This window comes from Mesorhizobium sp. M1403 (assembly GCF_040317695.1).
Classification (GTDB): domain Bacteria; phylum Pseudomonadota; class Alphaproteobacteria; order Rhizobiales; family Rhizobiaceae; genus Mesorhizobium.
The window spans coordinates 545,927-560,291 of record NZ_JAMYKY010000002.1 but is presented as its reverse complement, the minus strand read 5'-3'; the positions used below and the strand labels follow the sequence as shown (position 1 = coordinate 560,291).

14 protein-coding genes and 1 pseudogene are annotated in these 14,365 nt (G+C 64.1%); 11 read left to right on the top strand and 4 right to left on the bottom strand.

Going from position 1 to position 14,365, the window contains the following annotated elements:
- Position 1 precedes the first annotated feature (1 nt).
- From NKH01_RS07420 to NKH01_RS07405, 4 genes are read left to right on the top strand one after another with little or no spacing between them, the layout of a single operon-like run.
- Positions 2-1,090 (top strand): phosphotriesterase family protein, encoded by a 1,089-nt coding sequence (locus NKH01_RS07420; protein WP_353019786.1) that lies wholly within the window; start codon positions 2-4, stop codon positions 1,088-1,090.
- A 27-nt stretch (positions 1,091-1,117) separates the two neighbouring features.
- The gene (locus NKH01_RS07415) at positions 1,118-1,888 is read left to right on the top strand and encodes a glutamine amidotransferase (protein ID WP_352811991.1); all 771 of its coding nucleotides are present in this window, start codon (positions 1,118-1,120) and stop codon (positions 1,886-1,888) included.
- 3 nt (positions 1,889-1,891) lie between these two features.
- Positions 1,892-2,800, top strand: a complete 909-nt coding sequence (locus NKH01_RS07410) for a ribokinase (protein WP_352885508.1) — start codon at positions 1,892-1,894, stop codon at positions 2,798-2,800.
- Positions 2,797-3,627: a BtpA/SgcQ family protein gene (locus tag NKH01_RS07405; protein WP_352483923.1), complete on the top strand. Its 831-nt coding sequence runs from the start codon at positions 2,797-2,799 to the stop codon at positions 3,625-3,627. Before NKH01_RS07410 ends, NKH01_RS07405 begins: the two co-directional genes overlap by 4 nt.
- Positions 3,628-3,738: 111 nt before the next feature.
- Here NKH01_RS07405 and NKH01_RS07400 read toward each other — a convergent pair.
- A pseudogene (locus NKH01_RS07400) lies at positions 3,739-3,986 on the bottom strand (type II toxin-antitoxin system Phd/YefM family antitoxin).
- Between the two features lie 694 nt (positions 3,987-4,680).
- On the opposite strand from NKH01_RS07400, the gene NKH01_RS07395 reads away from it, so the two are divergent.
- The gene (locus NKH01_RS07395) at positions 4,681-5,703 is read left to right on the top strand and encodes a LacI family DNA-binding transcriptional regulator (protein WP_352483924.1); all 1,023 of its coding nucleotides are present in this window, start codon (positions 4,681-4,683) and stop codon (positions 5,701-5,703) included.
- On the opposite strand, the gene NKH01_RS07390 is transcribed toward NKH01_RS07395, so the two are convergent.
- The gene (locus tag NKH01_RS07390; RefSeq protein ID WP_352548573.1) at positions 5,691-6,668 is read right to left on the bottom strand and encodes an alpha/beta hydrolase; all 978 of its coding nucleotides are present in this window, start codon (positions 6,666-6,668) and stop codon (positions 5,691-5,693) included. The genes NKH01_RS07395 and NKH01_RS07390 overlap by 13 nt on opposite strands.
- A 15-nt stretch (positions 6,669-6,683) precedes the next feature.
- On the bottom strand, positions 6,684-7,832 hold the full coding sequence (locus NKH01_RS07385) for a Gfo/Idh/MocA family protein (RefSeq protein ID WP_353011520.1): 1,149 nt from the start codon (positions 7,830-7,832) through the stop codon (positions 6,684-6,686).
- Between the two features lie 437 nt (positions 7,833-8,269).
- On the opposite strand from NKH01_RS07385, the gene NKH01_RS07380 reads away from it, so the two are divergent.
- From NKH01_RS07380 to NKH01_RS07355, 6 genes are read left to right on the top strand one after another with little or no spacing between them, the layout of a single operon-like run.
- The gene (locus NKH01_RS07380; RefSeq protein ID WP_352790412.1) at positions 8,270-9,043 is read left to right on the top strand and encodes a sugar phosphate isomerase/epimerase family protein; all 774 of its coding nucleotides are present in this window, start codon (positions 8,270-8,272) and stop codon (positions 9,041-9,043) included.
- A 10-nt stretch (positions 9,044-9,053) separates the two neighbouring features.
- Positions 9,054-10,130, top strand: a complete 1,077-nt coding sequence (locus NKH01_RS07375; protein ID WP_352548576.1) for a Gfo/Idh/MocA family protein — start codon at positions 9,054-9,056, stop codon at positions 10,128-10,130.
- Positions 10,130-10,948 (top strand): sugar phosphate isomerase/epimerase family protein, encoded by an 819-nt coding sequence (locus tag NKH01_RS07370; protein ID WP_353019785.1) that lies wholly within the window; start codon positions 10,130-10,132, stop codon positions 10,946-10,948. Before NKH01_RS07375 ends, NKH01_RS07370 begins: the two co-directional genes overlap by 1 nt.
- Entirely contained in the window at positions 10,948-11,781 is an 834-nt protein-coding gene (locus tag NKH01_RS07365) for an alpha/beta fold hydrolase (protein ID WP_352591012.1), read from the top strand. The genes NKH01_RS07370 and NKH01_RS07365 overlap by 1 nt, the downstream gene beginning before the upstream one ends.
- Positions 11,778-12,500, top strand: a complete 723-nt coding sequence (locus NKH01_RS07360) for a ribulose-phosphate 3-epimerase (RefSeq protein WP_353019784.1) — start codon at positions 11,778-11,780, stop codon at positions 12,498-12,500. Before NKH01_RS07365 ends, NKH01_RS07360 begins: the two co-directional genes overlap by 4 nt.
- Positions 12,500-13,492, top strand: coding sequence for an ROK family protein (locus NKH01_RS07355; protein WP_353019783.1), 993 nt, complete (start codon positions 12,500-12,502; stop codon positions 13,490-13,492). The genes NKH01_RS07360 and NKH01_RS07355 overlap by 1 nt, the downstream gene beginning before the upstream one ends.
- A gap of 97 nt (positions 13,493-13,589) precedes the next feature.
- On the opposite strand, the gene NKH01_RS07350 is transcribed toward NKH01_RS07355, so the two are convergent.
- On the bottom strand, positions 13,590-14,351 hold the full coding sequence (locus NKH01_RS07350; protein ID WP_023721854.1) for a DeoR/GlpR family DNA-binding transcription regulator: 762 nt from the start codon (positions 14,349-14,351) through the stop codon (positions 13,590-13,592).
- Positions 14,352-14,365: the final 14 nt, after the last annotated feature.

Sequence of the window (14,365 nt, the reverse complement as noted above, 5' to 3'; positions counted from 1 at the left end):
GATGGGCGGTCTGTTCGATGACGCGGTGCCCGGCCAGCGGCTGGCGATCGGGGTCGAAACCGGCCATGTGATGACCGTGCTCGGCCCGGTTCCGGTCGAGGAGATGGGCATCACGCTGATGCACGAGCACATCTTGCTCGATGGCGCGCGCAGCTGGAAATGCCCCTGCCATCCCGATGACATGGCGGTCGCCGAGCAGCCGGTGAACATCGAGATCATCGGCGAGTTGCGCATGAACCCATACGTCAACCGCGACAACGTTTCGCTCGACGACGCCGACCTGGCGCTGTCAGAGCTACAGCGCTATCGCGCACTGGGCGGCCACACCGTCGTCGATGCCACCAATATCGGCATCGGCCGCGATCCCGAAAAGCTCGCCCGTATCAGCCGCATGTCCGGCCTGAAGATCGTCATGGGCACCGGCTTCTATCTCGAGCACACCCATCCCGAATGGCTGAAGGCCATGGATGTGGACGCGGTGACCGAATTCATCGTCAACGATGTCGGCGGCGGCGAGACGCAGCCGCCGATCATGGCCGGGCTGATCGGCGAGGTCGGCGTCAGCAAGGATTTCACCGCCGAGGAGCGCAAGTCGCTGACAGCTTCGGCGCGCGCCTCGCGCATCACCGGCGTGCCGCTGTCGATCCATCTGCCGGGCTGGGAGCGGCTGGCGCACGAGGTGCTCGATATCGTCGAGGCCGAGGGCGCCGATCTCCGCCATACCGTGCTCTGTCACATGAACCCGAGCCACGACGACCCCGACTACCAGACAAGCCTCGCCCCGCGCGGCGCGTTCCTCGAATACGACATGATCGGCATGGACTATTACTATGCCGACCAGGACGCGCAATCGCCCTCCGACGAGGAGAACGCACGCGCCATCGCCGCCCTTGTCGAGGCCGGTTTCGGCGACCGCCTGCTGTTGTCGCAGGATGTCTTCCTCAAGATCATGCTGACGCGCTTCGGCGGCTTCGGCTATGGCTATATCCTGAAGCATTTCATACCGCGCCTGAAACGCCACGGCGTCGAGCAGGCGGCCATCGACCGCATGCTGATCGCCAATCCGAAAAGCGTATTCGCGCGGCTCTAAGCGGCCTGGAATTACACGGGAGTTCAAATGTCCAAGAAGAAGATCCTGCTTGCCGGCGAATCCTGGGTGTCGACCGCGACCCATATCAAGGGTTTTGACCAGTTTCCGACCGTCACCTACCACACCGGCGCCGACGAATTGCTGGGCGCGCTGAAGGCGACCGATTTCGACGTCACCTTCATGCCGGCGCATGAGGCGCAGCGCGGCTTTCCGCAGACGATGGAGGCGCTGTCGGCCTATGACGCGGTCGTGCTATCCGACATCGGCGCCAACACGCTGCTGCTGCATCCCGACACCTGGGTCCACTCGAAGCCGACACCGAACCGCCTGCGCCTGCTGCGCGATTATGTCAGCGGCGGCGGCGGTCTGTTGATGTTCGGCGGCTACTATAGTTTCCAGGGCATCAACGGCGGGGCGCGCTACCGCAAGACGCCGGTCGAGGACGTGCTGCCTGTGAGCTGCCTGGCCTATGACGACCGCGTCGAGGTTCCGGAAGGTTTTGCGCCCGTACCGAAACCAGGGTCGACACATCCCATCCTCAGGGGCCTTGGTTCGGACTGGCCGATCCTGCTCGGCTTCAACGAGGTGAGGCTGAAGGACGGTGCGGAAGTTCTGGCTACCGTGTCGTCGGACTATGGCTCACTGCCGCTGCTCGTCACCGGCCACCATGGCAAGGGCCGCACCGTGGCCTGGACATCCGATGTCGGGCCGCATTGGCTGCCGCCGCAGTTCATCGCCTGGCCAGGCTACAAGACCCTGTTCGAACAGATGCTGGGCTGGGCGACCGGTGAGAGCTGAGCCATGCGCGTCCACGTCGTCGGCAATGCCTGCGTCGACACCATGTTTCGCGTCGGCCGCTTCCCGGCCGTGGGCGAGACCTTGAACGCCGTGAGCTACGCTGACGGCCTCGGCGGCAAGGGCGCCAACCAGGCGGTCGCGGCAGCGCGGACTGGTGCAGAGGTGACGTTCTGGACGGCGCTCGGCAAGGACCGCGAAGGCGCATGGATCAGGAGCTGGCTCGACAGCGAACTGTCAGACCTCGAGGTCAGCGAATTCGAGCTGCCGAGCGACCGCTCGACCATCGTCGTCGATGGAGGCGGCGAGAATTTTATCGTCAGCGGCGTCGCCTGCAGCGAAGCGTTCGATCCGATAGAACAAACTGCGCTTGCCCGCTGGATCGCGCCCGGCGACATGCTCGTCTGCCAGGGAAATTTGCCCCTCGCCGCGACCAATGCCTGCCTCCGAGCAGCAATGGAAAACGGCGCGCGCACCGTCCTCAACGCCAGCCCCATCGATGCGGCATCTGTGCCCGATCTCGGACTGGCGGAGGTTTTGGTGGTCAACCAATCCGAAGCGCAAGCCCTGACCGGCCAGAGCGATATGGCAGCCGCCGCCCGGGCGCTGGCGGCCAGAGGCGCAGGTATTGTCGTGATCACGCTCGGCGGCGAAGGCTGTCTCGTGCTTGGTCCGGACCAGACGGAACCGCTTCGCTTGCCGGCGCCGCGCGTCGAAGCACTCGACACCAGCGGCGCCGGCGATGTGTTCTGCGGCTGCCTCGCCGGCGGGCTTGCCCGGGGCATGCCGGTCACCTCGGCACTGGAGCTGGCGCTCGCCGCCGCCGCAATCGCCGTGACACGGCCGGGCACGCTGGCATCCTGTCCTTCCGCCTCCGAGATGGCGGCGCTCATCGATCAAATGGAGCTCTCATGACCCAGATCGGCCAATCCGGCGGCGACGCGCTCGTGGACCTTTTCGGCCGCACCAAGGTGGTGATCGGCGTCGTTCACCTGGCGCCGCTGCCCGGCGCGCCGCGCTATGATGGCGAGGCGATCGAGGCGATTTACCAGCGCGGGCTCGACGATGCCCGGGCCTATCTCGATGGCGGCTGCGACGGCGTCATCGTCGAGAACCATGGCGACATCCCCTTCGCCAAGCCTGACGATATCGGACCGGAGACGGCGGCCTATATGGCTGTCGTCTCAGACCGCATCCGCCGCGAGCTCGGCAAGCCGATCGGCATCAATGTGCTGGCCAATGCCGCCATCCCGGCCTTGGCGATCGCTAGCGCCGCCGGCGCCGGCTTCGTCCGCGTCAATCAGTGGGCGAATGCCTATGTCGCCAATGAGGGCTTTGTCGAAGGCGAATCGGGCCGTGCGGCACGCTACCGCGCCAGGCTGCGCGCCAACGGCATCCGCATTTTCGCCGATGCCCATGTCAAGCATGGCGCACACGCCATCGTCGCCGACCGCCCAGTGGAGGAACTGGTCAAAGACCTGGTCTTCTTCGACGCCGACGCCATCATCGCCACCGGCCAGCGCACCGGCCACGCCGCGGATTTGGGCTACATAAGCATGATCAAGCAGGCCGCCGGCCTGCCGACGTTGGTCGGCAGCGGCGTGACGCCGGACAACGCCAACGATATCCTCGCCATTGTCGACGGGGTCATCATCGCCAGCGCGCTGAAGCACGACGGCGTCTGGTGGAACCAAGTCGACTCTGCTCGAGTAAAGGCGTTCATGGGTGGTCTGAGGCGATAGCTGACTTCAACCCCCCACCGCACCGAAGGGCCGCAGTCACCCGCGCGAGGGGCGGGAGCTCTTCGGGCGCGCCCGCCGCCCAGAGCAAAAGATGGGCATCGAGCAGAAGTTTCATGCGTCGCCGCCAAACAGCTTCCCGATTTCCTCATCGGCCATGCGATCAACCTCGTCTGGAACTGAAAAAACTGCCCGGCCATAAACCCAACGCGACGCATTTCGCCGGCCGCAGGTGCGTCTATGGCAACGACCTTCACCATCGGCTTGCCGGATTTCGCAATTATGAAGGATTCAGCTTTGACCGCCCTGTCGACAAGACGAGACAGATGCGTCTTGGCCTCGTGAATATTGACGGTGTGCATTGCGGGCCCCGCGACTTAGTCCATGCAACTTAGTCTACTCGGGCCGATCTTCAACTATTGAGCGACTTCCTCGCGCCTAGCCGGCTCCTAGCAAGGAAGGGATTTCGACCTAATGACCCGAATTCGCCGTTAGGAATGGCTTGATCAGGATGGTAGCTTCGCTCAACCACAGCAACGAAGTCGGAGGCGATCGTTCGATGCTTGTGGGGAAGGCATATCGTCCAGTAGTGTCGTTGGACGCCCGTTTCGACTTCGATGCCGCCGATCTTCACGGATCTCGAGACACAGTAACTGTTTGGAAGTCCCGCATCGCCTCTGCGGATTCGGAGTTGCCAGCCCCAATTCCTTTGGCAAGCCTGTTTGAAGCTGGTTTAGCTGTTCATCGTAGCGTGCCGGCACCACAGGGTCACCGCGCAGGGGTGTCGGCTGATCTCGACAAGGATCTCGCCGGACTGACCAGTTTCTCCATCTCGCGGAATTCGTTCCGGCGCTGCGCTCCCGCCTCGCCGCGAGACTCGAATTTCCCATTGCTCACCCAAAGATGAATACCGCTTTCACCTTTTGCGTCAATTTATAAATTTACGCATGGAAACTCTTGGACATTATCTGTAAATTTTCGCCTTGCAGTTTGCACGCATGGCGGGCAGCGCCGAGGAACCACCCGGGAACGGATGTCCGTGACGAGAGGATTTCAATGCCGATGACGCACAAGACCATGGAGGATTTCGCCCGCTCCTGCGGCGTCTCCAGGCCGACCTTGTCGAAATATTTCGAGGATCCAACCAGCGTCAAGCCGGCGACGCGAAAGCGGATCGAGGAGGCACTCCGCTCGTCCGACTATCAGCCCAATCTGTTTGCCCGCAACCTGAACCGCAAGCGGACCCGCAGCATAGGCATCGTGGTGCCGACACTCGCCGATCCTTTCTATTCCGAGATGGTCAGCCGCATCGAACTCAGGCTGCGCCACGAAGGCTACTGGCCGATCGTGATCTCCTCGCACGGCTCGCGCGAACTCGAAGTGGAAGCGACGCGAACCATCCTGTCACTAAAAGTTTCCGGTGGGCTGATCGCGCCGCTCGGCCTGCGCTCGGACCACCGTGCGCTGGAGAAGCTGACGCAGGCCATACCAATCGTCTATTTCGACACCTATCTCGAGAGCGGCACGCCATTCGTCGGCAACAACAACAGCCAGAGCGTTTCGACGATCGTCGATTACCTCTGCCGCTCCGGCGACGCGCCGGTCTATTTCGACATCCCGCACGTCAATCACAATACGCGCGAACGCCTGCACAACTATGTAAGCGCCATGCAACGGCTCGGGCAAGAGCCGGTGATCATTGGCGACACCCATGAATACACCTGGGATTTCGAACGGATCGGCTACCAGCAGATGGAGGCAATGCTCAGCACTGGTGGCTTGCCGGGTAAGACCATTTTGTGCGCCAATGACCGCCTGGCCTTCGGCATCATGGCGGCCGCCTATTCGCAAGGTCGCAAGGTCGGCCGCAAAAGCGATTGCGACCTGCGCGTCGCGGCCCATGACGACCACCCGCTCAGCCGCTACACCTGTCCTGCCTTGACCACCATGGCGCAGGACTTCGCCGCTATGGCGGGACGCAGTGTGGAGACGCTGCTGGCCCTGCTTGATGAGGACGGGACTGCGGTTGCACCCAAGATCAATCTCGACGCGACGCTGGTCATGCGTCAATCGGCCTGAGCATTTCCAAAGGCGAGATCGAAGCCGCGCCATGCGCCGACCGCCGCGCTGACCGCTTGCCGTGCAGCCGGGCCATGGCGGCCCATCGAGACGAAGCCGTGGATCTGGCCATTCCAGCGGCGCAGGGCGACCGGCACTCCTTCATCTTCCAGACGCTTCGCGTAGGCCTCGCCTTCGTCGGCGAGAATGTCATGGCCGGCGATGGCAACAAAGGCCGGCGCCACACCGGCAAGGCTGGCCGCCTTCAGCGGCGACACGCGCCAATCGTCGATATCGCCAGCATGGGTGACATAGTGGTCGCGGAACCAAGCCATGGTTGCCGCAGTGAGACCAAAACCCTCGGCAAAGCGGCAATAGCTGTCGGCCGTCTGCGAGGCGTCCGTATTCGGGTAGAACAGCAGCTGCGCCGTCGGCGGATTCTTGTTTTCGCGCGCGAGCAGGGAGAGCACCGTGGCGAGGTTGCCGCCCGCACTGTCGCCTGCGACAGCGATGCGCTTCGCGTCGACGCCGAGATCGTCGACGGCACTTTGCATGAAGGCAAGCGCCACGCGGCAATCCTCGATGGCCGCCGGGAACTTGTGCTCCGGCGCCAGCCTGTAGTCGGGACAGACGACGACGCAGGCGGCCATGTTGGCAAACCAGCGGCAGATCTCGTCATGGGAGTCGAGATTACCGATCACCCAGCCGCCACCATGCAGATAGAGCAACGCCGGCGCGCCGTGCGCGGAAGCTCCTAGCCCGCGATAGATCCTGAGCGTCAATGGGCCGCTTGTTCCGGCGATGGTGCGCTCGGTCAGCGAGGCGACCGGCTCGCGTTCGCCCTGCAGTGTCGGAAAGCCCTGCTCATAGGCGTGGCGGGCTTCCTGAGGGCTGCCGGCCTCGAACGGCTTGGCGGCCGCCTGCCGGCCGAGGTCGAGCACATGCCGGGCTTCCGGATCGAGCAAGGGCGAAGGCGATATTGTCATGGACGGCCCCCAAACTCAGGCAAGCAGGCTTGCCGCCTCGTCCTCCGCAAGGAGTGGCGGCTGATCGACGGTTCCATTGACTGCAACCGACTCGCGGCTTTCTCCCGAAGCGAGGATCGCTTCCATGATCTCCAGCACATGCAGCGCAAGGTCGCCGGACGCACGCGGCTTTCTTCCGCTCAACAGCGCGCGTGAAAGGTCGGCGACGCCGAGCATGCGGTAATTGGCGCGATCGGGCGCGGCGAAGGGCCAGTTGCGAGCGCCGTAGAGTTCGCTCTCGCTTGTGAAGTCTGCCCAGTCGGCTCCGCGCTCCGAAAGCGAGACGGTGCCGCCGAATGTGTCCGGATCGGGCAGCTTGAGCGAGCCTTCCGTGCCATGCAGTTCGATCGGATGGTTGGAGTGCTTGAAGACGTCCCAGGAGGCGCCGAAGGCGACGGTAGCGTCTGAGCGGAATTCCAGCAGCGACAGGATGTTGGTTGGCGTGCCGACCTTGAAGGTGGTGTTCCTGTAGGGACCCTCTGCGGTGATCAGGCGCTCCTCCTGGCCACGCGTTGCCATGGCCATCACGCGGCCGACCGGCCCGAGCAGGTTGACCAGCATAGTCAGGTAATATGGCCCCATGTCGAAGACCGGGCCGCCACCGGGTTGATAATAGAATTGCGGATTGGGATGCCAATGCTCCATGCCGCGCCCCATCATGAAGGCGGTGCCGGTCACCGGCCGGCCGATCGCGCCCCCGTCCATGAGGCGGCGCGCCCGCCGGCCGGCGGCGCCAAGAAACGTGTCGGGGGCCGAGCCGAGCAGCAGCCCGCGCTTCGCCGCCTCCGTGACAAGACGGCGACCGTCGTTGGCCGAGGTCGCCAGCGGCTTTTCGGTGAAGACATGCTTGCCCGCCGAAAGTGCTGAAAATGAGATGTCGAAATGCGCCGACGGGATGGTCAGGTTGAGGACGAGGTCGATCTCCGGGTCGGCCAGAAGCGCGTCGACGCTGAGCGGACGGATGCCATATTCGCTGGCGCGCAAGGCCACCATGTCGGCGGAAATGTCGGCGCAGGCGCGCAGTTCCACCTCACCGAACAGAGCCGCATTGCGCAAATAGGTCATCGAGATGTTGCCGCACCCGACAACGCCGATGCCGAGCTTTGTCTTTGATTTCCCGTGCATTTCGATCGTACCTCCCAACACGTCAGCGGCCTGGACCGCTGCGCGGCAACGGATCACATTCGCAAGCCGCTATACAACATTTTAAATATTGACGCGCGTAAAATTGTTATAGAACATGCGAAAATGCTGACGAACGTCGGGCGCGCTGCCGGCCCTGGGAGGAGAAATGACTGACATGAAAAATCGGCCGGCCGCCGGCTCGAAGCCCGTGCTCATGTGATGATCGCCGACCGCCGGCAATTTCTCACTGGAAGCGCCGGGCAGCTGGTGCAGTAGCGCGGCTTGCGCGCAGGACTGGGCGTTCGCCGGACTCGCGCCAGTCGCGCGCCGAGCTTTGCCAACACCGCCTCGGGGGAGGCTGACGCAGGGCGGCATCAAGGAAGGAAAGGACGGTCGTGAAAAACCTGAAAGTCGGTTGCCAGACTTTTACTTGGGAAATGTTGGGAGACCGCTTTGCCGGCGGCCCCGACGATCTCGTGAAGGCGATCGCGGATGGCGGCTATGCCGGCATCGAGATCACCGACACGATGATCGGCCGCTATGCCGGCAGGCCGGCGGAATTCGCCACCGCACTGAAGGCGACCGGCCTCACCCTCGTCTCCTTTGCCTTCGGTTCGAAGAACGGCTTCACACTGAAGGAGCAGATCGGCGCCGACCTCGAGGCCGCGAAGCGCTGGATCGACTTCGCCGCCGCTTTTCCGGGCGCGATGGTGTCGATGGGCTCGGCCACCGTCGTCTCGGACGGCCGACGCGACGACAAGTTCGCCATCGCGGCCGAGATCTACAACAGGGCGGGTGAGCTCGGGCGCAAGGCCGGCGTCGATGTCGCGGTACATCCGAGCTCGCACCACAACACGCTGCTGTTCGACCGCGCCGATTACGACCGTATCTTCGGGCTGATCGATCCGTCGCTGGTCGGTTGGGTGCCCGACACCGGCCACATATTGCGCGGCCACAACGATATGATCGACACCCTCACAACCCATCGCGACCGCATCCGCTACGTTCACCTGAAGGATGTCGATGCCAGCGGCACTTGGGCAATGCTTGGCAAGGGCGTCTGCGACACCCAGGCAGTGATCGCCATCGCCAGCGCCGCGCCCAACTTCAACGGCTGGCTGGTGTTGGAGGAAGAATCCGACACCGCTGCCGCAGATCCGGCCGCCGCGGTCAAGACCAACCGCCAGACGATGCGCGGCTACGGCGCGTGAGGAACAGATCATGATCCGGAAACAAGACCGCCGCCTTCGTGTCGGTGTGCTCGGCTGCGGGCCGATCGCGCAATTCGCCCATCTCGAATCCTGCGTCAAAGCAAGGAACGCCGACCTCTATGCTATCTGCGATGCCGCCCCCGACCTTTTGGCGCGCATGGGCGCGACCTATGAACCTGAGAAGATGTATGGCGACTACGACGCCATGCTGGCCGACCCGGAACTGGAGGCGGTGATCGTCGCGACCTCGGACGCCTATCACGTGCCGATGGCGATCAAGGCGCTCGAGGCCGGCAAGCATGTGCTGTGCGAGAAGCCGATCGGCGTCTCGGTCGAAGAGGGCCAAAAACTCGCCGACGCGGTCAAGCGCTCCGGCAAGGTGCTGCAGGTCGGCCACATGAAGCGCTTCGACCCGGCTCTTGAGGCGGCGCGCGATTTCGTCCGCGACGAGATGGGCGAGATACTGGCGCTAAAAGCCTGGTATTGCGATTCCACCCACCGCTACACCAACACCGATGCCATCCAACCGCTGCCGGTCAGCAGCCGGCTGGCGCGCAAGCCGGCCGGTAATCCGAAGGCCGATCTCAGGCGGTACTTCATGCTTGCGCATGGCTCGCACCTCGTTGACACCGCACGCTTCCTGTGCGGCGAGATCCTCGCGGTGCGCGCCCGGCTCAACCAACGTTTCGGCGCCTATTGCTGGTTCGTCGAAACGGAATTCGCCAACGGAGCGCTTGGCCATCTCGACCTGACGGTGGCTGTGCGCATGGACTGGCACGAGGGCTTCCAGCTCTACGGCGAAAACGGCTCGGTGATCGCGAAGACTTTCAATCCCTGGTACTTCCGGGCAAGCGAGGTCGATATCTTCCATGAGAAGGATGCAACGTCGCGCAAGCCGCTTGGCGCGGACGGCCATTTCTTCCGACGCCAGCTCGAAGGCCTCTCCGACACCGTGCTTGACGGCGCGCCGCTGCGTGGCGCCGACGTCGAGGACGGCCTCGCCTCGATCCGCGCCATGGTGGCGATCGCCCGCTCGGTCGAAACCGGCCAACGCGTCGAGATTGCTGGCGTAACAGGAGCGGTCTGATGGAGATCGGGGTGTTCGCCAAGACCTTTCCGGGAAGCGAGCCGGCCGGTGTGCTGGCCGCGGTGCGCGACGCCGGATTTGCCGTTACCCAGTTCAACCTTGCCTGCGCCGGCCTGCCGTCGATGCCGGATGCGGTACCGGATCACGCCATCAGCACTATTGCGGCTGCGTCTGATGCCTCCGGCGTCGCTTTGGTGGCGCTGTCGGGCACCTACAACATGGCCCATCCGGACAGGACGGTGCGCCACGATGGCCTGGGCCGTCTTGGCGCGGTCATCGAGGCCGCGGCAGCGCTTTCGGTTCCGCTCGTCACCCTGTGCACGGGAACGCGCAACGCGGACGACCAGTGGGCGCATCACCCTGGCAATGCCGATCCGTCGGCCTGGGCCGATATGGCAAGCGAGATGGAAAAGGCGCTTGCTCTGGCCGAGCATCACGGTGTCGATCTCGGCATCGAACCCGAACAGGCCAACATCGTCACATCGGCAGCGGACGCGATGCGCCTTATCGCAGAGATGGGCTCGAAGCGGCTGCGCATTGTGCTCGATCCGGCGAACCTGTTCGAACAGGCGAGCACAGGGCAAGCACGCGCCGTCGTCGCTGCAGCAGTCGAAGGCACCGCAGGCCACGTCGCCATGGCCCACGCTAAGGACCGTTTCGCCGACGGCCGCTTTGCCACCGTCGGCCGCGGCGTCGTCGACTTCGCCGATTTCGTCGCCCGGCTCAAAGTGTCAGGCTTTGACGGGCCGCTGGTCACGCACGGCCTTTCAGCCGAAGAGGCACCAGGCGTCGCCCGGTTCCTGAAGGGGCTGGCCTGATGGCGCGCCCGGCCACCTTGTTTCGCGACGATGCCACGCTGCGGATTTCCGATGAGGGCGACGGGCTTGCCGTCGTCTTCCAGCACGGGCTGGGCGGCGGCGAGGCACAGGTCGCGCAGGCTTTCCCCATCGACGCCGGCTGCCGGCGCATCACGTTGGACTGCCGCGGACACGGTGAGTCCGATCTAGGCAGCCGCCGACCGTTTTCAATGGCGATGTTTGCGGACGATGTTCTGGCCGCCGCCGACCAGGCCGGCCTCGACCGTTTCGTCGCTGGCGGCATTTCCATGGGCGCCGCGATTGCGTTACGCCTTGCCTGCCGTTGTCCGGACCGCGTCGCCGGCCTGATGCTTGTGCGGCCGGCCTGGACGTTCGAACGCGCGCCAGTGAACCTGCAGCCGATCGCCGAGGTCGCCGGCCTCATCCTCGATCATGGCCCCGACAAGGCCAGGACGATCTTCTCGCGGTCTGAAGTCGCCGCGCGCCTGCAGAGCGAGGCACCAGACAATCTCGCCTCGCTGTTCGGTTATTTCGACCGCCCGGATGCAGCATTGTTTGCGCAAGTCCTGGCCGACATCGCTGCCGATGGAGCTGAGGTCTCGGCAAGCGACGCCGCCACCCTTGGCATTCCTGTGCTGGTCATCGGCAATACTGTGGATGCGGTGCATCCACTATCGGCCGCGCATACACTTGCGGATGCCATCCCCGGCGCGGCCTTTGTGGAGATCGCCGCCAAGGCGCTCGACGGCAAAAGGCATTTCGCCGAGCTGCAGGCCGAGATCACCACGTTCCTTCACGCCCACTTCAACATCCGGAGCCTTGTTGCTTCATGACGAGCAAATCCCTGTCCGGCCGTGTTGCCATCGCCGCCTTGCCGCGCAACCGGCTGCTCGGCGAGTTTTCCCTGTGGTCGGCCGACCTGGCCAACATGGAGCGCGATCTGAAGCGCATAGACGCTTATGTCGACCTGCATCACATCGACGTCGCTGACGCCCGCTTCACCCCCGGCTTCCTGTTCTTTCCGGATCTGGTGGCACGGATCGCCAAGCTGACGACAAAGCCGATCCATGTGCATCTGATGGTCGAAGCGGAAATCGTCGAGGAGCAAACGCGCCAGTTCATCGAGGCCGGCGCCGACCTCATCAGCGTCCATGCTGAAAACGGCGAGGCCGGGTTGCGCGCCGTGCGGCTGGCGCATGAGCTAGGCGCCGAGGCCGGCGCGGTGCTCAGGCTGGAGACGCCTGTCTGCGCCGTCACGCCCTTCTTGCCCGAAGTTGCCTTTGTGACGCTTCTCGGCACGTCGATCGGCGTCAAGGGCCAGGCCCTGTCCGACCAGGCCTGCCCGCGCCTGATCGAGGCGCGCGCGCTGATGCGAAAAGCAGGTCGAGAGAACCAAACCATCTTGGCTGCCGATGGCGGAATCCGACACGAGACGGTGCCGCGCCTGCGCGCTGCCGGGGCCGAAACGGTGGTGCTCGGATCGCTGGCGTTCGGCGACCCCGACCTTGCGCAGCGCATGGCCTGGCTGCATGGGTTGAAGGTCACCGCCTGATGACCAAAGTTGCGCTTGCATTCGATCTCGGCGGAACGGAGCTGCGGGGCGCGCTGGTCGAGCGCAACGGTCGGGTTGTCGCCCGCGTTTCGGCGCCGACGTTGGCGGGGGCGGGATCGGAAGCGGTGATCGGCCAGATCATCTCACTTGCTGGCAGGCTCCTGGTCGAGCGGCCGCAGGCAGAGATTGCCGGCATCGGCGTCTGCGCGCCGGGGCCGCTCGATCCCAAGGCCGGGATCGTGATCGCGCCGCCGACGCTGGCCGGCTGGTACGACGTGCCGCTGCTCGACATTCTGGGCAGGCATTTCGGCCTGCCGGTGCGGCTGGAGAACGACGCCAATGCAGCCGCGCTGGGCGAATGGCGTTTCGGCGCCGGCCGGGGTAGCGGATCGGTGGTCTTCGTCACCGTGTCGACCGGCATCGGCGGCGGCGTTGTTGCCGATGGCCACATCTATCATGGCCGACGCGGGCTGGCAGCCGAGATCGGCCATATGACCATCACCGGCGAAGGCGACCGCTGTTTCTGCGGCGCCATCGGCTGCTTCGAGGCGGTGGCATCGGGAACCGCGCTCGGGCGGCATGCCACGCGGCTGACGGCTCCCGGCGACGGCTCACTGCTCAGGCGTCTTTCCGGCGACGGCAATGTCTCGGCCAGGCACGTCGTCGAGGCCGCTCGCGCCGGCGATATCAGGGCCCTCGAACTGGTCGAGGCCGAGGCGAAGTGGCTGGGCATCGGCTTCACCAATCTGTTGCACCTCTACTCGCCTGATCTGATCGTGATGGGCGGCGGCCTCGCCAACGGCTTCGATCTGCTGGCGCCGCTTGTCAGGGGCACCGTCGAAGCGCGGGCGATGCCCGCCTATCGCGATGTGCCGATCGTACAGGCGCAGCTCGGCGACCAGGCCGGCCTGGTCGGCGCGGCAAGCCTGATCCTGCGGGAGGGCAAGCCAGGAACGTCACTGGCAATGGCGCAGAACAACGAGAGAAGATGACGCCGGCACTCGCCGGGAGCGCTTCGGCCGCAGCGAATTCGAACTCCGGCGTCAAACGCAGCGCGGCACCGAGAGGCTGATGGCAGACGGAAGGCACTCACACGTAGCGCACTTCGACTCCCAGCTTGTCCAATCGGCTACGAATCCCATACGGCATACCAGTGTCGGTGATGATCAGATCGACACGTGACAACGAGAATGCCTTGGACGAGGCGCCGATATCCCATTTGCTTGAATCTGCCACAAGGATCACACGCCTGGCCATACGAACCAGATTACGCTTCGTACGTGCAATGTCTTCTGAGACATCGACAACGTCGAATGAGTGATCTATCGCATGCGCGCTGACGAATGCCTGGTGAGCCACAAGACCGCCCACGGCCTTGTCAAAATCCGACACGATCGTGCTGACCGTCTCGGGATAGACCCGACCGCCTATCATATGCACGTCCAGTCCGGGACGATACATCAGATGCTGCGCGATGTTCATCGCGGTTGTCGCTACTACGACATTGCTGACCGGGGGCATCTGCATTGCGACCTGCAGCAACGTCGAGCCGCTGTCGAACACCACGGACTGGTTGTCTATGATCTGGCGCGCCGCCATCTGCGCGATACGCCGTTTGGCATCGAAGTTGCGGTACATCCGTTCTTCGAAGGCCGCGGCGGGCGAATCAGCGGGCAAGGCAATTGCGCCGCCATGCGTTTTGATCAACTGCTTTTTTGCGTCCAGAATTTCCAGGTCGGACCTAATGGTCACCTCGGACACGCCGAAGTTTTCCGCCAGTTGGCTGGTGCGCGCCTGGCCGGTCCGTTGAAGCTCGAGCATGATCTGATGTCGTCGTTGTTCCGCCAGCATGTGTGACCCCGAAT

Bases quoted from the DNA above. Each gene is read 5' to 3' on its own strand.
- NKH01_RS07375 (WP_352548576.1), top strand. From the start codon at position 9,054: ATGATCCGGAAACAAGACCGCCGCCTTCGTGTCGGTGTGCTCGGCTGC.
- NKH01_RS07380 (WP_352790412.1), top strand. From the start codon at position 8,270: ATGTTGGGAGACCGCTTTGCCGGCGGCCCCGACGATCTCGTGAAGGCG.
- NKH01_RS07355 (WP_353019783.1), top strand. From the start codon at position 12,500: ATGACCAAAGTTGCGCTTGCATTCGATCTCGGCGGAACGGAGCTGCGG.
- NKH01_RS07365 (WP_352591012.1), top strand. From the start codon at position 10,948: ATGGCGCGCCCGGCCACCTTGTTTCGCGACGATGCCACGCTGCGGATT.
- NKH01_RS07390 (WP_352548573.1), bottom strand. From the start codon at position 6,668: ATGACAATATCGCCTTCGCCCTTGCTCGATCCGGAAGCCCGGCATGTG.
- NKH01_RS07395 (WP_352483924.1), top strand. From the start codon at position 4,681: ATGCCGATGACGCACAAGACCATGGAGGATTTCGCCCGCTCCTGCGGC.
- NKH01_RS07415 (WP_352811991.1), top strand. From the start codon at position 1,118: ATGTCCAAGAAGAAGATCCTGCTTGCCGGCGAATCCTGGGTGTCGACC.
- NKH01_RS07405 (WP_352483923.1), top strand. From the start codon at position 2,797: ATGACCCAGATCGGCCAATCCGGCGGCGACGCGCTCGTGGACCTTTTC.
- NKH01_RS07370 (WP_353019785.1), top strand. From the start codon at position 10,130: ATGGAGATCGGGGTGTTCGCCAAGACCTTTCCGGGAAGCGAGCCGGCC.
- NKH01_RS07360 (WP_353019784.1), top strand. From the start codon at position 11,778: ATGACGAGCAAATCCCTGTCCGGCCGTGTTGCCATCGCCGCCTTGCCG.
- NKH01_RS07385 (WP_353011520.1), bottom strand. From the start codon at position 7,832: ATGCACGGGAAATCAAAGACAAAGCTCGGCATCGGCGTTGTCGGGTGC.
- NKH01_RS07420 (WP_353019786.1), top strand. From the start codon at position 2: ATGGGCGGTCTGTTCGATGACGCGGTGCCCGGCCAGCGGCTGGCGATC.
- NKH01_RS07410 (WP_352885508.1), top strand. From the start codon at position 1,892: ATGCGCGTCCACGTCGTCGGCAATGCCTGCGTCGACACCATGTTTCGC.
- NKH01_RS07350 (WP_023721854.1), bottom strand. From the start codon at position 14,351: ATGCTGGCGGAACAACGACGACATCAGATCATGCTCGAGCTTCAACGG.